The 22,536-nt window shown below is 26.0% G+C and carries 22 protein-coding genes; 12 read left to right on the top strand and 10 right to left on the bottom strand.

Annotated elements, in window-relative coordinates:
- Positions 1 to 9: 9 nt before the first annotated feature.
- The 3 genes from ACH5BH_RS02330 to kdsB form a co-directional block, all read right to left on the bottom strand.
- Positions 10 to 1,329 (bottom strand): GGDEF domain-containing response regulator, encoded by a 1,320-nt coding sequence (locus tag ACH5BH_RS02330; RefSeq protein ID WP_423297310.1) that lies wholly within the window; start codon positions 1,327 to 1,329, stop codon positions 10 to 12.
- Positions 1,322 to 3,283 carry an EAL domain-containing protein gene (locus tag ACH5BH_RS02325; protein WP_423297309.1) on the bottom strand — a complete coding sequence of 654 codons (1,962 nt, stop codon included), beginning with the start codon at positions 3,281 to 3,283 and terminating at the stop codon, positions 1,322 to 1,324. The genes ACH5BH_RS02330 and ACH5BH_RS02325 overlap by 8 nt, the downstream gene beginning before the upstream one ends.
- A 97-nt stretch (positions 3,284 to 3,380) precedes the next feature.
- Positions 3,381 to 4,106: a 3-deoxy-manno-octulosonate cytidylyltransferase gene (kdsB, locus tag ACH5BH_RS02320; RefSeq protein WP_404304060.1), complete on the bottom strand. Its 726-nt coding sequence runs from the start codon at positions 4,104 to 4,106 to the stop codon at positions 3,381 to 3,383.
- A gap of 86 nt (positions 4,107 to 4,192) precedes the next feature.
- On the opposite strand from kdsB, the gene polA reads away from it, so the two are divergent.
- The 4 genes from polA (at position 4,193) to ACH5BH_RS02300 (ending at position 8,179) form a co-directional block, all read left to right on the top strand.
- A complete protein-coding gene (gene polA, locus ACH5BH_RS02315; RefSeq protein ID WP_423297308.1) occupies positions 4,193 to 6,874 on the top strand; it encodes a DNA polymerase I in 2,682 nt (893 codons plus the stop codon).
- 104 nt (positions 6,875 to 6,978) lie between these two features.
- The gene (locus ACH5BH_RS02310; RefSeq protein ID WP_404304062.1) at positions 6,979 to 7,680 is read left to right on the top strand and encodes a response regulator transcription factor; all 702 of its coding nucleotides are present in this window, start codon (positions 6,979 to 6,981) and stop codon (positions 7,678 to 7,680) included.
- Between the two features lie 38 nt (positions 7,681 to 7,718).
- A complete protein-coding gene (locus tag ACH5BH_RS02305) occupies positions 7,719 to 7,916 on the top strand; it encodes a hypothetical protein (protein WP_404304063.1) in 198 nt (65 codons plus the stop codon).
- Entirely contained in the window at positions 7,916 to 8,179 is a 264-nt protein-coding gene (locus ACH5BH_RS02300; RefSeq protein WP_423297307.1) for a hypothetical protein, read from the top strand. The genes ACH5BH_RS02305 and ACH5BH_RS02300 overlap by 1 nt, the downstream gene beginning before the upstream one ends.
- A 12-nt stretch (positions 8,180 to 8,191) precedes the next feature.
- Here the strand turns inward: ACH5BH_RS02300 and lgt are convergent, their stop codons facing one another.
- Together lgt and ACH5BH_RS02290 are read right to left on the bottom strand one after the other, a co-directional pair.
- On the bottom strand, positions 8,192 to 9,016 hold the full coding sequence (gene lgt, locus ACH5BH_RS02295) for a prolipoprotein diacylglyceryl transferase (RefSeq protein ID WP_404304065.1): 825 nt from the start codon (positions 9,014 to 9,016) through the stop codon (positions 8,192 to 8,194).
- A 2-nt stretch (positions 9,017 to 9,018) separates the two neighbouring features.
- Positions 9,019 to 10,320, bottom strand: coding sequence for a (Fe-S)-binding protein (locus ACH5BH_RS02290; RefSeq protein ID WP_423297306.1), 1,302 nt, complete (start codon positions 10,318 to 10,320; stop codon positions 9,019 to 9,021).
- Between the two features lie 212 nt (positions 10,321 to 10,532).
- On the opposite strand from ACH5BH_RS02290, the gene ACH5BH_RS02285 reads away from it, so the two are divergent.
- Together ACH5BH_RS02285 and ACH5BH_RS02280 are read left to right on the top strand one after the other, a co-directional pair.
- Positions 10,533 to 12,104, top strand: a complete 1,572-nt coding sequence (locus ACH5BH_RS02285) for a glycerol-3-phosphate dehydrogenase/oxidase (protein ID WP_423297305.1) — start codon at positions 10,533 to 10,535, stop codon at positions 12,102 to 12,104.
- Positions 12,088 to 12,840 carry a glycerophosphodiester phosphodiesterase gene (locus ACH5BH_RS02280; protein ID WP_423297304.1) on the top strand — a complete coding sequence of 251 codons (753 nt, stop codon included), beginning with the start codon at positions 12,088 to 12,090 and terminating at the stop codon, positions 12,838 to 12,840. Before ACH5BH_RS02285 ends, ACH5BH_RS02280 begins: the two co-directional genes overlap by 17 nt.
- Here the strand turns inward: ACH5BH_RS02280 and hemN are convergent.
- Positions 12,837 to 14,204 carry an oxygen-independent coproporphyrinogen III oxidase gene (gene hemN / locus ACH5BH_RS02275; RefSeq protein ID WP_404304069.1) on the bottom strand — a complete coding sequence of 456 codons (1,368 nt, stop codon included), beginning with the start codon at positions 14,202 to 14,204 and terminating at the stop codon, positions 12,837 to 12,839. The genes ACH5BH_RS02280 and hemN overlap by 4 nt on opposite strands.
- Complete coding sequence (gene argF, locus ACH5BH_RS02270; RefSeq protein WP_423297303.1) at positions 14,204 to 15,130, bottom strand: ornithine carbamoyltransferase; 927 nt, start codon at positions 15,128 to 15,130, stop codon at positions 14,204 to 14,206. Before argF ends, hemN begins: the two co-directional genes overlap by 1 nt.
- Before the next feature lie 200 nt (positions 15,131 to 15,330).
- Here argF and ACH5BH_RS02265 point away from each other — a divergent pair, with 200 nt between their 5' ends.
- The 3 genes from ACH5BH_RS02265 to ACH5BH_RS02255 are packed head-to-tail and all read left to right on the top strand — an operon-like array spanning position 15,331 to position 18,245.
- On the top strand, positions 15,331 to 17,448 hold the full coding sequence (locus ACH5BH_RS02265; protein WP_423297302.1) for a ribonucleoside triphosphate reductase: 2,118 nt from the start codon (positions 15,331 to 15,333) through the stop codon (positions 17,446 to 17,448).
- Positions 17,426 to 17,590, top strand: a complete 165-nt coding sequence (gene nrdD, locus ACH5BH_RS02260) for an anaerobic ribonucleoside-triphosphate reductase (protein ID WP_404304072.1) — start codon at positions 17,426 to 17,428, stop codon at positions 17,588 to 17,590. Before ACH5BH_RS02265 ends, nrdD begins: the two co-directional genes overlap by 23 nt.
- On the top strand, positions 17,547 to 18,245 hold the full coding sequence (locus tag ACH5BH_RS02255; protein WP_404304073.1) for an anaerobic ribonucleoside-triphosphate reductase activating protein: 699 nt from the start codon (positions 17,547 to 17,549) through the stop codon (positions 18,243 to 18,245). The genes nrdD and ACH5BH_RS02255 overlap by 44 nt, the downstream gene beginning before the upstream one ends.
- Here ACH5BH_RS02255 and ACH5BH_RS02250 read toward each other — a convergent pair.
- From ACH5BH_RS02250 to hemB, 3 genes are read right to left on the bottom strand one after another with little or no spacing between them, the layout of a single operon-like run.
- Positions 18,222 to 18,902: a response regulator transcription factor gene (locus ACH5BH_RS02250; protein WP_404304074.1), complete on the bottom strand. Its 681-nt coding sequence runs from the start codon at positions 18,900 to 18,902 to the stop codon at positions 18,222 to 18,224. The two genes, ACH5BH_RS02255 and ACH5BH_RS02250, sit on opposite strands and share 24 nt — an antisense overlap.
- Positions 18,903 to 18,906: 4 nt before the next feature.
- Positions 18,907 to 20,121: a PAS domain-containing sensor histidine kinase gene (locus ACH5BH_RS02245; RefSeq protein WP_423297301.1), complete on the bottom strand. Its 1,215-nt coding sequence runs from the start codon at positions 20,119 to 20,121 to the stop codon at positions 18,907 to 18,909.
- Between the two features lies 1 nt (position 20,122).
- Positions 20,123 to 21,097: a porphobilinogen synthase gene (gene hemB, locus ACH5BH_RS02240; RefSeq protein WP_423297300.1), complete on the bottom strand. Its 975-nt coding sequence runs from the start codon at positions 21,095 to 21,097 to the stop codon at positions 20,123 to 20,125.
- A 58-nt stretch (positions 21,098 to 21,155) separates the two neighbouring features.
- Here hemB and ribA point away from each other — a divergent pair, with 58 nt between their 5' ends.
- The 3 genes from ribA to ACH5BH_RS02225 are packed head-to-tail and all read left to right on the top strand — an operon-like array spanning position 21,156 to position 22,536.
- Positions 21,156 to 21,731 (top strand): GTP cyclohydrolase II, encoded by a 576-nt coding sequence (gene ribA, locus ACH5BH_RS02235; protein WP_423297299.1) that lies wholly within the window; start codon positions 21,156 to 21,158, stop codon positions 21,729 to 21,731.
- Positions 21,731 to 22,315, top strand: coding sequence for a 16S rRNA (guanine(527)-N(7))-methyltransferase RsmG (gene rsmG / locus ACH5BH_RS02230; protein ID WP_404304078.1), 585 nt, complete (start codon positions 21,731 to 21,733; stop codon positions 22,313 to 22,315). The genes ribA and rsmG overlap by 1 nt, the downstream gene beginning before the upstream one ends.
- Entirely contained in the window at positions 22,315 to 22,536 is a 222-nt protein-coding gene (locus ACH5BH_RS02225; protein ID WP_404304079.1) for a PP0621 family protein, read from the top strand. The genes rsmG and ACH5BH_RS02225 overlap by 1 nt, the downstream gene beginning before the upstream one ends.

The following is a 22,536-nucleotide window of genomic DNA, read 5'->3' as shown; positions in this document are numbered from 1 at the left end:
CTTTTTTTATCAACATGATATAATTTTATTTCTTCCTGTATTTTTTGCTTTATATAATGCTTCATCTGTTCTATTTAAAAAAGAACTTTCTTCATCATTTTCAAGTAAAGTTCCTACTCCAAAACTAGCAGTTAAACTCAAGTTCTTTGAACTAAAACTTTTTTCTTCAATAGCAAGTCTGATTTTTTCGGCAACATTAATAGCCCCATCATTTCCTGTTTCAGGTAAAAGTATTAAAAACTCTTCACCACCCCATCTAACAACAATATCATGTTCTCTAACATTTGTTAAGACTACTTGAGCAATATCTTTTAATACTTCATCTCCAATTTGATGACCATAATTATCATTTATTTTTTTAAAGAAGTCTAAATCAAAAATTATTAAAGATAAATCATTCTTATATCTATGTCCTCTTCTTATTTCTTTTCCAAAAATTTCTTTAAATTTATTTCTATTATTTAATCCAGTTAAAGGATCATGACTAGCTTGATATTCAAGTAAATTAGATTTTTCTTTTAATTCTGTAATATCAGTAAGAGAAATTACAAAATAATTATCCTTCTCATCATAATTATCAATATTTATAGTAAAAATTCTTTGTTCATTATCTTCATTTTTTATTTTTACAACTCTATCAATTTCTGGTAAAGACTTTATATAAGTAATCCAACACTTTTGTTTTTGTAATAAATCTTTTGTAATAAAACCATACTCTTCTTGAAAAAGTTCATATACTTTTGGAGTTTTTGAAGTAAACTCTTCAATATCTTTAACTTTAAAAAACTCTAAAAATTTTTTATTCACATTTGTTAAAGTATCATTATTTGTAACTAATACTATGTTATCTTGTGCATCTAATATTGATTTCAATTTTTGAACTTCTTGTTCAACTCTTGATTCTAAAGAAACATTTAATTGCTCTAGTTCTTTCTTTAAAATAATTGGTTCAATTGCTTTTATCATACTTTCAACTAATTGATACAAATCAATAGGTTTCATAGCATAAGTGTTTACTCCAACATCAATTGCTTTTTTTAAAAAATTCGGATCATTATGTGCACTTGTAATTACAATAGGAATATCTTTATTTATTTTTTTTATTAAAGTACACATTTCAAGACCATCCATTTTAGGCATATTAATATCTGAAACAATTAGATCAATAGATGATGAGTTTTCTTTAAATAGTTCTAAACCTTCTAATCCATTTTGTGCAGAATATACATTTTCAACTAAAGAACCCAAAAGTTTAGCAGTAAATTCTCTTACATCATTTTCATCTTCTACATATAATACAGAGATATTCTCTAAAATTTCTTTATTCATTAATTACTCCTACAAATTCATACAAATTAGGTTCTGGAATTGGTGCTGAAAAATAATAACCTTGAGAAAAATCTGCACCTAAATCTTTAATTATATTGAATATCTCTTCATTTTCAACAAATTCAGCAATTGTTTTTAAATTTAAATTCTTCGCAAACTCTACAATCGTTTTAGTGATTTTTAATGAGTTTTCATCTGTAGCAATATTTTTTATTAAGGAAGCGTCAATTTTTAAGTAATCAACATTCATTTTTAATAAATGTTCGAAATTTGAATAACCACTTCCAAAATCGTCAATTGCAACTTTACAACCTAATTCTTTAATTTCATCTACAAAATTTATTAAGTGTTGATAGTTTTTAATATTTTCATCTTCTAAAATTTCAAAAACAACTTTATTTGCCACTTTATATTTATTAAGCATTTCTTTTATAAAATCCAAAAATTGCGGATCTTCAATATCTTCATAAGAAATATTTACAGAAAATTCAAATGGTAATTCACTGAATTTTTTAAAAGACTTTTCTATTACTATTTTTGTAAGTTTTGAATACTGATTTGATTTTTTTGAAATATCTAAAAAGAAAAATGGAGATATTACTTTATTATCTTCATCAATAAGTCTTACAAGACACTCATACTTATCAACTTTCAATGTTTTATTATTTATCAGAGGTTGATAAAATACTACAATTTTATCATTTTGAAATGCTGTTTTTAACTTTTTTGACCATAGCATATTATTTTCATACTCTTGTAATTTATCTAATTCATCATAAAATACAAGATAATCTTTATGATCTTTTTTTGCACTTTGTAAAGCAATATCTGCTGTAATTAATTTATTATTTTTATGAGAAAAAGAAATTCCTGCCGTAATTCTCACATCAATTTCATATTGTTCATAATAAAAAACTTTTTTATAAACTTCTTCTGAAATATTCTGTACAATTTCCAAAAATTTATCTTGTTCTAAATTAGTATTTGTAATACAATAAGTATCAGCAGGGAACTTATATAAACTTAATTGTTTATAATCTTTAATACAATTATGTATTAATTCTCCAACACCTTTTAAAATATCATCACCAATTCTATGTCCAAAAAAATCATTAATTTCTTTAAATGAATTTATATCAAAAATTGAAATTCCGTCTAAATTCAACTTATTTTGTTGTAAACTATCAATTAGCTTTGCACGATTAGGTAAAGATGTTAAATTATCTGTATATAAAAGGTTATATAAATCATTTTTGTATTTTATTTCATGGGATATATCATTTAGTAAAATAATATTTGTATGATTGTGAGCCAAAAAGATTTTTTGTATAGTAAAATACTTTTTTTCATCTTTATCAAAAATACAAACTTTATTATCATCTTTTTCAGTTTTTTCTAACCAGTTATCATCACCTTTTTTTATACATTGAACTTCATTTTCAAATAAATTAGAAATTTTTTTATATTTCTTATTAATTTCCTCTTCATTTTTACATGAAGTCAATTGATTAAAATATTGATTAGAAAATATTACAGTCTTCCCATCTGTTAAAAAAAGAGGATTATTTATATTATTAATTATAGAACTTGATAATTCTTGCTCTTTTTTAATTTGAACATCTTTTGTATATAAACTTCTATAATTTTCAATTTTAAAATATAGCTCTTCAAAATCAATAGGAGAACTTAAATAATCAAACTCTTTTTTTGATACTTCTTCATTACAAATAAGTATAATATTTATATTTAATTCTTTACATTTAATTATTAATTCTTCATAGCTTTGAATTCTTGTATTAAGTACTAACAAATTAGTATTTTCTAAATTAAAAAAAACTTCTTTATTATTTGTAGAATAATTTATAGTAATATTATTAGTATATTTTTTAATGTGTTGACTAAAACCTGTGTATTCTTCTAGATTTTCATCAGCTATTAAGACACTAAAATGCATTCTTTACCTTAAAGTTATTTATTTTCATAGTTTTACATAAAAATGCTTTATACTTACTTTATATTAGCACTTTGTTATGTAAACTATAAAATTATAATTATTTTTTAAATATTCTTAAAGCATTATCTAAATCTTCTTGAGTATCAATTCCAAAAGATTTAGATTCAACTTTAACCATCGCAATAGTATTACCATTATCAATGGCTCTTAACTGTTCTAATTTTTCTACTGATTCTAGCTTTGAAGGGTTTAACTTACAAAATGCATTTAAAGACTTTTTTGTAAAACCATAAATACCTAAATGCCCATAATAACTTGAGTTTTCATAATGGTCTCTATGATAAGGAACTTTTGCTCTTGAAAAATAAATAGCATTACCTAACTCATCTAAAACTACCTTAACATGATTTGGATCATCTGCTAATTCTGAACTAATTTTTTTATAACAAGAAGTAATCATTACATCTTCTTTTTCTTCTATTACTTTTTTTACTCTATTTATAACGGCTTCAACAACTTGTGTTTCAATAAATGGTTCATCTGCTTGAACATTTACAATTATTTCATCTTCTGATAAATTTAATTTATTCACTGCTTCATTAATTCTATCTGTACCACTTTGATGCTCACTTGAAGTTAAAACAGCATCAAAACCATGCTCTTTCGCAAGGTCAATTACTTCTTGTGAGTCCGTAGCTATAACAACTTTATCAAGTGAACTTACTTGCTTTGCAGTTTTTATAACCATAGGTAACCCCATAATATCAACTAATATTTTATTCTCAAATCTACTAGAATTTAATCTTGCAGGTATAATAATCATTTTAATTCCTTATCTTATAAAACCTTATTTTTAGTGTATATATTATAATATTTTATCTTTAAATACGACTATGAAAGAAGAAATTAATGAAAAAAACTATTACTGTTATTGATACATTTGGATTTTTATTTAGATCCTATTATGCTTTACCCCCTTTAAAATCAAAGACTGGTTTTCCAACAGGACTATTAACTGGCTTTATGAATTTTATATCAAATATAGGTAAAGACTTTCAAACAGACTACTTAGTTTTCGCTCTTGATGCTAAAGGAAATACTTTTAGAAATGATATATACCCAGAGTATAAATCCCATAGACCTGATGTACCTCAAGACTTATTAACTCAACTTCCAGTTGCCATTGATTGGATAGAAAAAATGGGCTTTAAAACAGCAATTAGAACAGGATTTGAAGCAGATGATATTATTGCTTCTATTGCCCATGATGCTAAGCAAAAAGATTTAGAAGTTAGAATTGTTTCACATGATAAAGATTTATACCAACTTATAGAAGATGATTCTATTTATCTTTTTGATCCTATTAAAAAAGTAGTTATAAATGAAGAGAATTGTTACTCAAAATACGGAGTAAAACCCAATCAATTTACAGATTACCAATCATTATTAGGCGATAGTGCGGATAATGTACCAGGGGTAAAAGGTGTAGGTGCTAAAACAGCAGAAGCATTAATAAAAGAGTATGGAACACTAGATAATATCTATGCTAATTTAGAAAATATCGAGAAAAAAAGATGGAAAACTCTTCTTACAGATGGTAAAGAAATGGCATTTATATCTAAACAATTAGTTACACTAAGCCATGATTGTCATTGTATAGATAATATTGAAGAGTTTACACTACCAGAAGAGAATCCTATTTTAAAAATAGCTGATACTTTAAATGAATATGATATGAATAGAATTATTGACAGGGTAAATAAAAACGGTTTAAATTATAAAACTAAAATACCAGAACCAAAAGTAAAAGAAAATTATGAATATATATTATTAGATAATGAAAATAGACTTTTTGAAGTAATTAATTCTATTCCAAAAGACTCAATTGTTGCCTTTGACACAGAAACAACAGATATAGATGCTAAAAATGCAAAAATTGTTGGTTTTTCTTTTGCTTATGAAACTAATAAAGCTTATTATGTACCTATTTCTCATTTTTACTTAGGAGTAGGGGAACAAATAAGTTTAGAAGCTTCAAAAAAAGCTATTAATAAATTAAATGAATTTAAACTAGTACTTCAAAATTTCAAATATGATTACGTAATTGTAAAAGAAAATCTAAATATAGAACTAAATCTTTATGCAGATACTATGATTTTATCATGGCTTTTAAATACCGCTGAAAAAATAGGACTAGATTATCAAGTTGATAAGTACTTTGATCATACAATGATAGCTTATAAAGATGTTGTTAAAAAAGGTGAAAACTTCTCAAATGTAAATATAAATGAAGCTTGTAACTATGCAGCAGAAGATGCACTTATGACTTTAAAATTATTTAATAAACAATTAGAGCTATTTAAAGAAGATGAAAATAGTGAACTTTTAGATATTGCATTTAATTATGAATTTGATTTTATAAAAGTTCTTAGCAATATGGAAAACAATGGAATTAAAATTGATACAAAAGTTTTAGAAGAATTAAAAATTTCTAATAATATTCATATTCAAGAATTAACAAAAAAAATATATGAATTAGCAGGAGGAGAGTTTAATATAAATTCTCCAAAACAATTAGGTGTAATATTATTTGAAACACTAGAATTACCAGTAGTTAAAAAAACTAAATCTGGTTATAGTACAAATGAAGTGGTACTTCATAAATTAGAAAACCAACATGAAATTATTCCATTATTACTAGAATATAGAGAAGCATATAAACTTCAATCAACATATTTAGAACCACTTTTAAAACTTGCTTTAGAAAATGAAAATAGTAAAATACATACATCATTTTTACAAACAGGTACAGCAACAGGAAGATTAAGTTCTAAAAACCCTAATTTACAAAATATCCCTGTAAGAAGTGAAGTAGGTAAAAGAATAAGAAAGGCTTTTATTCCACAAGATGGATATAAATTAGTAGGAATTGATTATTCGCAAATTGAACTTAGATTACTTGCGCACTTTAGTGAAGATGAAGCTTTAGTAGAGGCTTTTCAAAATAATTTAGATATTCATAGACAAACTGCGGTTAAAATCTTTGGGGAAGAACACGCAGATGAAAAAAGATCAATTGCAAAATCAATTAACTTTGGATTACTCTATGGTATGGGAAGTAAAAAATTAGGTGATACTTTAGGAATTCCATCAAAAGAAGCAAAAGTTTACATAGAATCTTATTTTGAAGCTTTTAAAAATGTGAAAGATTATTTAAAATCAATTGAAGATTTTGCTTATGAAAATGGTTATGTAAAAACATTAATAAAAAGAAAAAGACTATTTGATTTTAATTCTGCAAATGGTATGCAAAAAGCAGCTTATTTAAGAGAGTCAGTAAATACACTTTTTCAAGGTAGTGCTGCAGATTTAATAAAATTATCTATGTTAGAGATTCATAAAAAATATGAAAATAATGAGAATGTAAAAATGTTACTTCAAATACATGATGAACTTATTTTTGAAATAAAAGAGAGTGAAGTTGAAAATATAACTTCTGATTTATCTAAAATAATGGAAAATATTTATAAATTAAAAATACCACTAGAAGTGTCTGTATGTGTAGGAGACTCTTGGCAAGATTTGAAATAATCTTAATTCTTACTTAATAATATCAAATATATAACTTTTATTTTGACAAGTAAAGAAATATTTGTTATTATTATGTATAAAATTAATATATAAAGAGTAATAACATGTTAAAAACAGTAAAAAATACAAGAAAGTTATACAACGCTAAGTTACTTTTTATTAGTGCTGATGAAACAGTTCATCAAACTATAGAAAATGAATTTGACGAATATTTTAAAGAATTAAAAATTGCAAAGAATTTAGATAGTGCAATAAAATTAGCTACTTCAACTACTTATGACATGGCAGTAATTGACACAAATGTTGAAGGTGTTTCTTTTTCTGAGCTTTGCAGTGAATTAACAGAAGTAGCTCCTACTTTACCAAAAATTGTTATTTCTGATTCTGATGAAAATGAAAATATTGTTACAGCTATTAACAATGGTGCTTATACTTTTTTATCTAAACCTTTAAGAGCAAAAGATATTAAATTAGCAGTTATTATGTGTCTAAATCAAACAAAAAGAGGTGATAAAATAGAATTTGATAATGGTATTTATTTTGATGAATATAGAGATCAATTCTTTAAAGCTGGTGGAGTATTAATAGAATTCACTAGACTTGAAAAATCATTCTTAAAACTATTAATTTCAAAAAGAAATGAAATTGTTGATTATGATTTAATCAAAGAAGTCGTTTGGAAAGGCAAAGATATGTCAATTTACACTATGAGAAATATTGTAAATAAAGTAAGACAAAAAACTTATTATGAGATAGTAAAAAATCATTCTAATAAGGGATATACAATAGATAATTTTAAAAAATAAGATTATCTATTTACAAATGTTAATAAAAAAGTTATAATATGCAAGAAGAACTAATAGTATCAAAAGAAGAGTTAATTAAACTTTTTGAGGAAGAAACCATAAAAGATACAGGAAAAGGTTGGCTTATGGAAGATAAGGAAGTGGATATTATAGCTTTACATGATATTGACCCTAAATTTCTACAAGATGTCACCAAAGCAAAGTTCTACAAATTAATTCAAAAAGGTAATAAATAATGTCGCATTGTCCATACTGCAAAAAGAAAATTGCTATGAGCAAAGCTTTTTGTTCAAGAAGCTGTAAAGAAAATTATTTTCAATTAATAGCTATACAAATTCCAAAACCATTCCTAAAAAGAATCTTTGTATTTTGTACTCCAGAACAAAGAGAAGCTGAGATAGAGAATTTTGCGAATAGACATGGATGGAGATTAGATTTATTAAAGAAGAAAATAGACGAATTAGCTATTGATTCTGGCTATATTGAAGATAATAGTTAACAATTAGATTTGTTAACTATTTTTTTTATTTCTTTTACTAGCGTAAAAAAACACTCCTATACATACAAATAATACACCCGCAGACTGTAATATACCCATTGTTAGCCAGTCACTATATAAGAAACCTAACTGTACATCTGGCTGCCTAAAAAACTCTGCTGTAATTCTCATAAGAGAATATAAAATACCGTACATTAAAGCTAATTGACCATCAAAAGTTTTTCGATTTCTATAATAAACTAATATTAAAAATACTACTAAACCTTCTAATATAGCTTCATATATTTGAGAAGGATGTCTTAAAACTCCATCTACATAAATTCCCCATGGAACATCAGTTGTTCTACCTATTAACTCTTGATTGAAAAAATTACCTATTCTTCCAAATACATAAGCAGCTGAAATACCAAGTACAGCAATATCAGTTACAAACCAAAATGAAATTTTATTTTTTCTACAAAATAGATATGAAGCTAATATAAATCCAATAAATGCTCCATGATAAGACATTCCTGAAATACCAACAAATTCTCCACTATTTCCAAAAGGATTAAATATTTGCCATGGGTGAGTAAGATAATAAATAGTATTTGGATCATAAAAAAGTATATATCCAAGTCTAGCACCTAAAATTACACCTATTTCTGCCCACCAAATATAAGAATCAAAAGTATCTTCTGAAATTGCTAATTTATCTTTTTTTATAAACCATTTTGCTATAAAAATTGCTGAGAGTAAGGCTAGAGCATACATAATCCCATACCAATGTACAGAAACCCCTGCAACATTAAAAGCTACAGGGTCAAAATGTGAGTAAATATTTTGCCATTCTTGCATTATTAATCTAAAGCCTCTGCAATTAATTCTATAGGATTCTTAAATACAACTTCTTCAACATTTGATTGATGTAAAGAGTTAGTGATTTGCATTCTACATGCACTACATTCAGCACTAACAACTTGTGCTTTTGTATCTTTAATCATTGCAGCCTTTGGAGTACCTGCTGCTTTTGCAAAATCATATTTTTCTGTTTGCATAGTAATTCCACCAAAACCACAACATCTATTAGAGTCACTCATTTCTGTTAATACATAATTTTGTTTTAATAAATTTCTTGGTTCTTCCCAAACACCTTGCATTTTTTTTGCATGACATGGATCATGATAAGTTACTACATCTTCCATTTTTTTATTTGAGTTTGCTAAAATCTCTTTTAATTGAGTGTTGTTTTCTAACCATTTAGTAGCTAAAAATACCTTTTTAGAAATTTTTTGAGCTCTTTCTTTCCATTGAGGTTGATCATGTAAATAATGTTCCCAGTCTTGATTAATCATTGCTGAACAAGTTGCTTCTGGAATAATAATTGCATCTACTTCATCAATCCATGATTCAAAGTATTCAATATTATATTTAGTTAAATAATCTACAGTATCAAAAGCACCTGTAAAGTAAGCAGGAGCTCCACAACATTTTTGTTTTTTAGGAATAAAAATATCAAGTTCTAATTTTTTTAAAATCTTAACTAATGAATCTCCTGTATTTGTATATGTATAATTACTCATACATCCAATAAAAACAGCTACTCTACCTTTTTTGTTTTCTTCTTGTTTCTTATGTTTTGCAAAAATATTTTCTGGATATTTCTTTAAAAAACTTCTCATATCAGCAAAAGGTAAAGCTCTATCTTTTTTTACTATTGGTAGTGAAAATCTTGGAAGAGCAGATTGTTTTGTCTTATCAATTTTTAAAGCACAAGTTTGAAACATCCAACCTAAAGAAGATAGTAAATCCATAGTTTTTCTATGTCTTAATAAGTAGAAGAAAAACCTTTTATACCAAGCAATTCCGTATTTTTTAGCAATATCACTTCTTACTTGTTCAATTACCATATCTGTAGGTAAGTCATTTGGACAGGCCTCAACACAGTTAGTACATAAAAAACATGATTCAAAAATATTTTTTGCATTTTCATCAAGTTCTAATTGGTCATTTTCATAAGCCCCCAATAAATCAATAAATCCTCTAGGACTAGTTGCTTCATCTTGGTTTATATTAAAAATGGTACAAACAGGTTTACATTTACCACATTTAACACAATCATCAGCGATTGCATTATAATTAAATTTATTAATTTTTGACACTTTTATTACCTTATTTGATTTAAAATTTATAATATTTAATATAATAAGCTTTGCAATATACAATAAATAGTGTTAAGAGTACATAAATAGTAGCGTCAGCGTCGCATTCTTGGTTCTTTTATTAAATACAAATATCTTTCAATTTTTCTAAATCGTATCATTATAATTTAACAATATATTTGATAATCTTACTACAGACAAAAGGAATTAAAATGCAAATTGATTTCCATGATAAATATGACATTATCATAATTGGAGGAGGAGCAATTGGAAGTAGTATTGCTTTAGATTCTGCCTCAAGAGGTTTGAAAACTTTATTAATTGAACAAAATGACTTTTCAAGTGGTTCTAGTTCAAAAAGTACAAAACTTCTCCATGGAGGAGTAAGATATTTAGAACAAGCTATTATAAAACTTGAAAAAAAACAACTAAACTTAGTTTTTGAAGCTCTAAAAGAAAGAAAACATTTTCTAGATAATGCTAGTTTTTTATCAAAGAAAATTGGCATTTTAACTCCTATAAAAAAATGGTATGAACTTCCTTACTATTATTTAGGTTTAAAAATTTACGATTTAATAAGTAATAATAAAAGTTTAGGTAAAACTTCAATATTAACAAAAAAACAACTTCAAGAAAGTATTTTAAATATTAAAAATTTTCCCTTTACTGTTAAATATTATGATGGTAGTTTTAATGATAGTAAACTTAATATATCAATATTACAAACAGCTCAAAAATATGAGGCTATATTAAAAAACTATACTCAACTTCAAGCTTTTATTTATAAAGATTCAAAAATAAAAGGTATTCAAGTTTATGATAGGTTAAATAAAAAAGAATACTTATTTAAAAGTAATTGTATTATAAATGCTACAGGACACTATATTGATATAATTAGAAAATTAGATAACAAAAATATAAAAGACTTAGTTGAGTATAGTAGAGGCTCTCATATTATAATTTCAAATGAGAAATTAAAGATTAAAGAAGCTATTTTAATTCCTAAAACAAGTGACAAAAGAGTACTTTTTATACTTCCATGGGAAAATCATATTTTAATAGGTACAACAGATATAAAATGTGAATTTTCTAAAAACCTTAAAATATCAGAAGAAGAAAAAGATTATTTACTAAATCATATAAATAAATATTTTAATGAGAAAATCAAAAAAGAAGATATTTTATCTTCATGGTCTGGAATTAGAACTTTACTAAAACAAGAACTAAACTCAAAAGATATTATTAGAGAACACATAATAGAAACCTCTCCTACAAATTTGATTAGCATTGCTGGTGGAAAATGGACAACAGCAAGAAAGATAGCTGAGGATTGTATGGCTTTAGCAATTGATAAAGGCTTAGTAAAACCTTTAAAAGAGTGTATTACAAATTCAATAAAACTTCATGGCTCATACAAAAGTAAAATAATTATAGAAAATAAAAAACTATCTGAGAATCAAATATTAATGTTAAAAAATTTGTATGGAGGTAATATTTATAAAGTAATACAAATAGCTGAAGAATTTAATGCCTATGAAAAAATCAATAAAAATTATCTTTATATAAAAGCACAAATCATATATGCAATTAAATATGAATATGTAAAAATGCCTTTAGATTTTCTAGCAAGACGAATTAGATTAGCTTTTTTAAATAAAAAAGAGTGTTTTAATAGTATAGAATATGTGACAAATGTAATATGTGATTATAATAATTATGATAAAAATACAAAAGATAAATTAATAAAAAATGCAAGGGTTGAGTTAGATGAGATTTTTGGATAATTTTAAAAAAGATAAACTAATTATTGCTCATAGAGGATTTAAAAGTTTTTATGTAGAAAACTCCTTAGAAGCTTTGATAAAATCTTCTTTAGACAGTGATTTTATAGAATTTGATATTCAATTTACAAAAGACTATATTCCTATTATACACCATGATGAGACACTCAAAAGAATGTCAAATATTCAAGATATTAAAAAATTCAAAGCTTATAAGCCATGGTTTATAAAAGATTTTAATTTTAGTGAAATACAAGATTTAAATATTAAAGGAACAAAACTATCTACTTTAAGTGAGTTTTTAAATATTGCTAGAGAAAAAAATATTTTCTTTAATTTAGAAATAAAAAAACTACCTAAAAACATAAATAAAATAAAAGCAATAGATATTATTATCCAAAAAATAGAGTATTACAATTGTTCAAAACTTGTACTATTTTCTTCTTTTAAACATGAATATTTAGAAATAATTAATAACTACAAAAAAGACTATGCAATAGGAGTTCTTGATGAAAATACAAAAAGAGAAAATCTTGTTGGATATCTTAAAAAGTTAAATGCACAAACTTATAATATAAACAAAGAACTAATAAATGAAAAACAAATAAAAAAACTTAAAAAAGAAAAAATTGAAACTTTTGTTTATACAATAAATAATAAAAAAAGCATAGATAAAGTTCTTAAAAAAGGAGTTAAGGGTGTCTTTACAGACTACCCTTATAAATTATTCAAAGATTAAATAGTTTTTGAGAATCTTCTTTTATTTTCTGGTATTTTATTTAAGTAAGCGTCAAAAGGCATACATATATTTCTAATTAACATTGTTCCTGTTTGCGATACTTGAATTTTATCCTCTGTTATTTCAACAAGTTGCGCTTCTATAAATTCTTGAAGTGCTTCAATTGCATCTGAAAAATAATCATTAAAGTTTACATTAAACTCTTCTTCAACCCTTTTTATATTTAAAGAGAAATTAGACATAAGTTCCATTATTACAAACTGTCTTAATTGATCATCATCAGATAATCTATAACCTTTAAATACAGGTAAATCACCTTTATCTAAAGCTTCCTCATAAGCAGGAATATCTTTAAAGTTTTGAGAGTAATAATCAACTCCATTTCCAATAGATGTTAGACCAATTCCAATTAAATCAGCTCCACCTTTAGTTGTATAACCTTGGAAATTTCTATGTAATTCACCTTTTTCAATAGCTTTAAATAGTTCATCTTCTGGCTTAGCAAAGTGATCCATTCCAACCATTTTATAACCATTAGAAGTAAAGAAATCAATTGTATCTTTTAGCATCTCTAATTTTTCTTCTGGTTGAGGGAATGTAGTTTCATCAAACTTTCTCATTGTTTTCATAAGCCAAGGAACATGAGCATAATTAAATACTGCAAATCTATCAGTATCTAATGTAATCATTTTTTCTAATGTTCTTTTGAAGCTTTCTCTTGTTTGATGAGGAAGTCCATAAATTAAATCTGTATTTACAGAATGAATTCCTGCTTCCCTAGCTATTTTAATAACATTTTGTGTTAATTCAAATGGCTGAATTCTATGAATAGTTTTTTGAACGCTCTCATCTAAGTCTTGTACTCCAAAGCTTAATCTATTACAACCTCCAGCTTTTAATACATCCATGTGTTCTTTTGTAAAAAACCTTGGATCTACTTCACATGAAACCTCAGCATCATTTGAAAAATTAGGAAAAACTTCTTTTACAGCATTAATTACCTCTTCAAGTTGAGAAGGGGAGAAGAATGTAGGTGTTCCCCCTCCAAAGTGCATTTGAGTCACAACTCTTTTTGTATTAAGATGATTTTTTAAAATATTAAGCTCTTTTTTTAAATACTCAATATATCTAACTTTTTTATCTTCTTTTGATGTAAAAATCGTATTACAACCACAGAAATAACAAGCACTTCTACAAAATGGCATGTGAATATATAAAGATAAGGCTCTATCATCACTTTGTTTTTTATAATACTCTTTTAAATCATCTTGTGTAAACTCTTCACTAAACTCAGGAGCTGTAGGGTATGAAGTATATCTAGGTCCTGGTCTTGAATACTTTTTAAATTTAGAAAAATCAATCATTATGCGTTTCTTTGTCTATCTAGCCAAACCATTACACCTTTTTGGGCATGTAATCTATTTTCAGCTTCTTGGAATACTAAACTTTTTTCTGATTCAATTACTTCTTCACTTACTTCATAACCCCTATAAGCAGGTAAACAGTGTAAGAAAATAGCCTTTTCATCAGCTTGACTCATCATTTCTTCATCAACAATATAACCATCAAAGTCTTTTACTCTTCTTTCTTTCTCTTCTTCTTGTCCCATAGAAACCCAAGTATCAGTTGTTACTACAGTAGAACCTTTTACAGCTTCTAAAGGATCATTTCCAATGATTATTTTAGCACCTGATTTTTTAGCCATTTCTTGTGCATTCAATAAGATGTCAACATCAACTTCATAACCTTTTGGTGTTGATATTCTAAGTTCAAAACCTAATTTTGCAGCCATATTTAGCCATGAGTGTGTCATATTGTTTCCATCTCCTATATAAGCAACAACTAGATTTTCTTCAAGACCTGCTTCTTGAATTGTAAGATAATCTGCCATAAGTTGTACTGGATGGTATTCATTTGTAAGCCCATTAATTACAGGAACCTTTGAATATTTAGCGAACTCTTCAAGTTTACTTTGTTCAAAAGTTCTAATCATTACCATATCAACCATTCTTGATATTACCCTTGAAGTATCACTCATAGGTTCCCCACGTCCAAGTTGAATATCATTTGATGAAAGAAATAATCCTACACCACCTAATTGATAAATACCTGTTTCAAAAGAGACTCTAGTTCTTGTAGAGCTTTTTTCAAAAATCATACCTAAAGTTTGTTTTGGCATATATTCTTTAAACTCTTTTCTTTTTGTCTCATCTTTGATTTGCTTAGCTAAATCAAGAATTTCTAGAATTTCATCCTTAGTGTAGTCTGCTAATGTTAAGAAATGTCTCATAATAATTCCTCTGTAAATTAATAAAAAGGAACATTTTATTTAATTATGGATTATTATTAACTTAAATTTAATGTGGATATTAATTTATATCTATAGACAAAAGCTCAAAGCACCTACAAATGACACTTTAGTGACTTTTTTGATAATATTAAGTTAAGAGATTATTCCTTAAAATAACAAATATTTTTAAGGAATAATACATGATAGAAGAGATTTTAAAAAGAGATGGTAAAAAAGAAAAATTTGAGTCATTTAAAATAGAAGATGTTATAAAAAAAGCATTTAAAAGTGTAAATACAAAGTATGACCAAACTATTTTTTTTAATATATTAGATTTAATAAATGAAAAAAGAGTAATAACAGTAGAAGATGTTCAAGATATTATAGAAAAAGAGCTATATAAAGCTAGATATTTTGAAGTTATGAAATCTTTTATGTTATATAGACATTTACATAAAATACAAAGAGAGCAGGTTCTTCAACTTGACAAAGATACAACATATATAAACTCAACACAAACTATTCAAGAATATATAGATGGTACAGACTGGAGAATTAATGCCAACTCAAATACTGGCTATTCTCATGCAGGACTTATTAATAATAGTGCAGGAAAAGTAATAGCAAACTATTGGTTAGATAAAATTTACTCAAAAGAAGAGGGATATGCTCATAGAAATGCAGATTATCATATTCATGACTTAGATTGTCTTAGTGGATATTGTGCAGGGTGGAGTTTAAGAGCCTTACTTGATGAAGGCTTTAATGGAGTAAGAGGTAGAGTTGAAAGTACTGCTCCTAATCATTTTAGAGAAGCTTTAGGACAAATGGCAAACTTTTTAGGAATTTTACAAAGTGAATGGGCTGGTGCACAAGCTTTTTCTTCATTTGATACTTATTTAGCTCCTTATGTATTCAAAGATAAATTAGAATTTAATGAAGTAAAAAAACATATTAGAAGTTTTATTTATAATTTAAATGTACCAGCAAGATGGGGACAAAGCCCATTTACTAATATAACAATTGATTGGGTAGTTCCAGATGATTTAAAAGATCAAATTCCAACAAGAAACCAAAATCATTTATTTAAAAACCTAAAAGATAGTCAGCTATTAAAAATAATTCAGGACAAAGGTTATAACTCATTTGAAGAATTAACATATAAAGCTTTTCAAAAAGAAATGAATATGATTAATAAAGCTTATTATGAGGTAATGACAGAAGGTGATAAAACAGGTCAACCCTTTACATTCCCAATCCCTACAGTAAATATTACAGAAGATTTTGACTGGTATGGAGAAAATACAGATTTACTTTTTGAAAATAGTGCAAAGATTGGTTCATCATATTTTCAAAACTTTATAGGTAGCCAATATATAAGAGATGAAAATGGTAATCTAGTTGAAAATGAAAATGCTTATAAACCAGGTCATGTAAGATCTATGTGTTGTAGATTACAACTTGACTTAAGAGAACTTCTTAAACGTGGTGGAGGATTATTTGGAAGTGCCGAAATGACAGGAAGTATAGGTGTAGTAACTATCAATATGGCTAGATTAGGATATTTGTATAAAAGTGATATTAATGGTTTAATTAAAAGATTAGAAGAATTAATGGATTTATCAAAAGCAACTCTTGAGAAAAAAAGAGTTTTTATCCAAGACTTATATGAAAGAGGCTTATTCCCTTATACACAAAGATATTTAAAAGGATTTAATAACCACTTTTCAACTATTGGAATAAATGGTATGAATGAAATGGTTAAAAACTATTTTGATGATAATACAGACTTATCATCTGAACTTGGAAATGCTTTTTGTATAGAGATATTAGATTTTATGAGAAAAAAAATTGTAACATATCAAGAAGAAACAGGAAATTTATATAATCTTGAAGCAACACCAGCTGAGGGAACTACATACAGATTTGCTAAAGAAGATAAAAAAAGATACAAAAATATTATTCAAGCTGGTAGTGGAGAAAATATCTATTACACAAATTCATCTCAATTACCTGTTGATTTCACAGAAGACCCTTACGAAGCTTTAGAGTTACAAGATGAGCTTCAATGCAAATATACAGGTGGTACAGTAATGCACTTATACATGAGAGAAAGAATTTCTTCTGTTGAAGCTTGTAGAAAATTTATCAAAAATGTAATTACTAATTTTAGATTACCTTATATTACAGTTACACCTGTATTCTCTGTTTGTGATAAGCATGGATATATAAATGGAGAACATGAATATTGTCCAAAATGTGATGAAGAAATTTTAGAAAAGGAGTTAAAAGAAAATGCAAAAACAAGAAGTGCTTGAAAAAAATTCACATAAAAGAACTAAATGTATAGTATATACTAGAGTTATGGGTTACCATAGACCTATTGAAAGTTTTAATATTGGTAAAAAAGGTGAACATGAACAAAGAGTTAAATTCATTGAATCTAAAAAATGTTTATAGTCTTACAAAATTTACAACAACTGACTACATAGGATATTTATCTTGTGTAGTTTGGTTAAATAAATGTAATTTTAGATGTTTATATTGCTACAATGATGATTTAGTATTTAATAAAACAGCCAATTATACTTTGAATGAAGTTTTAGTCTTTTTGAAAAAAAGAGTGGGATTACTTGATGCCATAGTAATTTCAGGAGGAGAGGCTACACAACATAATTTAATTGACTTTTGTAAAGAAGTAAAAGCTTTAGGCTTTAAAATCAAACTAGATACAAATGCTACAAATCTAAAACAATTAAAAAAACTTGTGGAATTAAGTCTCATTGATTATATGGCTATAGACTTCAAATCACACAAAGATAAATTTTATGAAATTACCAAAACAAATCTATATGATACTTTTATTGAAACTATTAAATATTTATTAAAAGTAAATTTCCCTTTTGAATTAAGAACTACTATAAATTCGAATCTTTTACAAGAAGAAGATATAAATAAAATGATAAATATTCTAATAGAATTAGGATATAAAAATACCTATTATCTACAAAATTTTTTACTTACCTCATCAAATATTGGAAATATAAAAGAGGGTTTAGGGATAAACAAAGATTTAATTAAAGCAAAAAATTTAGATATACAATGGAGAAATTAAATAACCTTGTCCTGAAGCATTTTCTATAATATCTTTTGATGTTTTAATTCTAAGTCTTTTTATAAAAGTTCTAAGTCTTTCATCACTTACAGGTTCATCCCATAAACTATCTTTTATTTTTTGTGAATCTACAACTTCATTACTATGCTTTAATAAAATATAAAAAAACTCTTTTTCCCTTTTAGTAAGATTTATTAATTTATTATCCTTATACAAAGACCTAGAGTTATTATCAAAAGTATATGAATCTTTTAATTTTACTTTTCTTCTCTTATTTAAACTTGGAGCTATTTTATTTATATGCTCTATTACTTCATCTGGGTCAAAGGGTTTAATAAAATATTTATTAATTCCAATATCAATAGCTTTTAAAAGTTTTTCTTTATCAGAATAAGCACTTAATACAATAATAGGTATTAACTCATCTACTTCTTTAATTTTTTTTGTCATTTCTAAACCATCACAATTTGGCATCATGATATCAGTAATTATAATATCCGGTTTAGTAGCTTTAAATTTCATAAAACCTTCTTCCCCATCTTTTGCTACAATAACTGAAAAGAAAAAGTCTGCTATTGCATCTTTTAAAAGTTTAGATAAATTATCTTCATCTTCAACTATTAAAATTTTAAGTGTTTTTAATAAATTATAATCCATTGTATTATTCCATAGGTATTTTGATTGTAAATTTAGAGCCATTTTTATAGTTTTTATGCTCAATTGTACCATTTAAACTTTTTTCTATAATCATTTTTGACATAAAAAGTCCAAGACCTGTTCCTTGACTTTTATGTTTTGTTGTAAAATATGGTTCAAATATTTTATCAATGTTTTGTTTTGAAATACCCAAAGCATTGTCATATATTTCTAAAACTGCATAACTTTTATCAAAGAGTATTCTCTTTTCAAGTTTTATACAAATATCTCTTTTTATAATATTTTGATTTAAAAAAGCATCTTTTGCATTTTGTATCAAATTTATTATTACTTGAGATAATTCATTTAAAACCCCTATAACTTCGCACTCATTTTTTATAGAAACTTTTATATTTATATTCTCTTTTTGTATTGTTTTATTTAAAATATTTATAGATTCTTCAATTGCTTGTTTAATATTAAATGCTTTTTTTTCTTTTTGGGGATTAAAAAAGTTTGTAAAATCTTCTATAGTGTTAGACATATTTTGTATTAAGTCTTTACTATTTATATATAATTCTTTTACTTTTTTCTCATCATTTTGAAGTGAGGCTTTTTTCATATTAAATATCACTAAAGACAATTCAGTTAAAGGCTGTCTCCACTGATGTGCAATATTCCCTAACATTTGACCAAGACTTGCCATTCTTGATTGCCAAAATAAAATTTTTTGTTTCTCTTTATTTTTTGCTACTTCTTTTTTAACTTTATTTTCTAAATTTGCATTTAAATCTTTTAATTCTTTTGTTTGTTGCTCAACTCTTAATTCAAGTGTTGTATTTAAAGCTTCTAACTCTTTCTCTTTTAACTCTAATCTTTTTTTTAGTTCAACTTCTGCTGTAACATCATATCTTATAGCTATAAACTCTTTTATTTCTTTTTTTTCATTTAAAATAGGGGTAATAGTAGTATTAAGATAAACAGTTCTACCATCTTTTGTTAAATTCTTAACTGTAGCCTTATAAGGTTTTTTCGAAAGAATAGTTTCCCAAAGACTTACAAAATTAGAAGAGGGGACATCAGGATGTCTTACGATATTATGGTTTTGTCCTACCAACTCATCATAAGAATACCCTGAAATTTTACAAAACTCATCATTTACAAATGTAATTATTCCATTAGTATCAGTTTTTGATACTATATTAGAATTCTCTATTGCATCTTGATAAGTATTACCCATATTATTTATTTCTTAATAATTCACAAGCTTCTTTAGCATGGTAAGTAATAATCATATTAGCTCCAGCTCTTTTAAAACCTATTAAAGTTTCCATCATAACTCTTTCATAATCAATAAGACCAGCAGCTCCTGCATTTTTAAGCATAGCATACTCTCCACTTACATTATATACACATAAAGGTAGTTTTGTTTCATTTCTAATATCTCTAATTATGTCTAAGAATGCAAGTGCTGGTTTTACCATAAGAATATCTGCACCTTCTGCTTCATCTGCTAATGACTCTTCAATAGCTTCAAGTCTATTTGCAGGATTCATTTGGTATGTTCTTCTATCTCCAAAAGATGGTGTTGATTCAGCAACATCTCTAAATGGTCCGTAATAGGCACTTGCAAATTTAGTTGAATATGCCATAATTGGTAAATTTTCATACCCATTTTCATCTAATGCTGTTCTAAGTGTTGTAATAATTCCATCCATCATTCCAGAAGGTGCTATCATATCAGCCCCAGCTTTTGCATGAACAATCGCTTGTTGTGCAGAAATTTCTAATGTTTTATCATTATCAACAGTTTGTGTTTTTGGGTCTAAAATTCCACAATGTCCATGATCTGTATATTCACAAAAACATAAATCTGTAACAATAAACATTTCTGGGTATTTAGCTTTAATAGCTTTAATAGTTCTTGATATAATACTTTCATCACATAAACACTCACTACCTACTGAATCTTTTACATCAGGAATAGCAAATAATATAATAGACTTAAGATTAATACTTATTAAATATTCACACTCTTTTAAAATTTCATCAATACTCATTTGGAATACACCAGGCATTGAAGAAACCTCAGTTTTGATACCTTCTCCTTCTCTTACAAATAATGGATAGATAAAATCATCACAAGAAAGATGTGTTTCTTGTACCAAATTTCTAAGTGTTTCATTTATTCTTAGTCTTCTAAATCGTTTAAACATTCTATTTACCTCTTTTGGTTATAATCACGAATTCTAACAATATAAGGTTTAAAGAACAATGAATATAATACAATCAAATATTGCTAACCTACCTACAAAACATGGAAAGTTTAGAATAAAAGCATATAAAGATGGAAATCAAGAACATTTAGCAATTATGAGTGAAAACTTTAAAAATATAAAAGCACCCTTTGTACGAATTCACTCAGAATGCCTAACAGGCGATACATTAGGAAGTTTAAAGTGTGATTGTCAAAATCAATTAAATTTAGCATTAGATTTTATAGCAAAAGAGGGTGGTCTTATAATCTACCATAGACAAGAAGGAAGAAATATAGGTTTATTTAATAAAGTAAATGCTTATGCTCTTCAAGATCAAGGTAGAAATACTATTGAAGCTAATCTTGAATTAGGCTTTGGAGAAGATGATAGGGACTATAGAGTAGTTGAATATATTTTTAAAGATTTAAAAGTTAATCAAATAAAACTAATTACTAATAATCCTAAAAAAATTGAATATGTTGAAGGTATTGGAATTGATATAGTAAAAAGAGTTCCAGCAATTACAGTTACAAACAAACACAATGAACACTATTTAAAAACAAAAAAAGATCAAATGGGACACATGTTATAATGAGTTTAAAAGAATTAATAGAATCAAATGATTTAAAATTTGATGATAAATTTTATGAAGATTGTGAAGTTTTCACAAAACTACTTAGACAATGGGGCCAAGTTCATAATTTAACAGGAAGCCTTCAAATAAATGACATAAATGAAAATATACTAGATTCAGTATATCCGCTTAAATTTATAGATAAACATAAAAGTTTTGCTGATATTGGAACAGGGGCTGGGTATCCTGGACTTATTCTTGCTATAGCACTAAGAGATGTAAAAGCGTATCTTATTGAACCAAGAGTTAAAAGAGTCTCTTTTTTAAACTTTGTAAAAGCAAGTTTAAAACTTGAAAACTTAACTGTTATTTGTAATAGGGTAGAAAAAGTAGAAGATTTAAATGTAGATTTAATAACTTCAAGAGCTGTTACTAATACAAATTTACTTTTAGACATAACTAAAAACATTAAACAAGAAACAAGTTCTTATCTTTTCTATAAAGGTTCACTTGTAAATGAAGAAATAGAAAATGCTAAAGTAAATAACTATACAATAGTAAATAGAAAAGATAGAAACTATCTATATATAAAAGGTAAATAATGATATTAAAAATTTTAGCGGTACTAGTTGTATTATTCTTTGTTTATTTAATTTTCTTTAAAAAAGGCAGAGAAAAAGATATTGTACAAACAAAAAAAGATGAAAGTATTTCTGATGAAATGGTTGAATGTCCAACTTGTAAAACTTATGTTTCTCAAAAAGAAGCAATATTAAGTAATGGGAAATTCTACTGTTCTAAAGAGTGCTTAAATAATAAGTAG

The sequence above is a fragment of the Arcobacter rhizosphaerae genome (assembly GCF_049472155.1).
Taxonomy (GTDB): domain Bacteria; phylum Campylobacterota; class Campylobacteria; order Campylobacterales; family Arcobacteraceae; genus Arcobacter_B.
The sequence above is the reverse complement of the archived record's forward strand: the minus strand, read 5'-3'. Positions and strand labels throughout refer to the sequence as shown.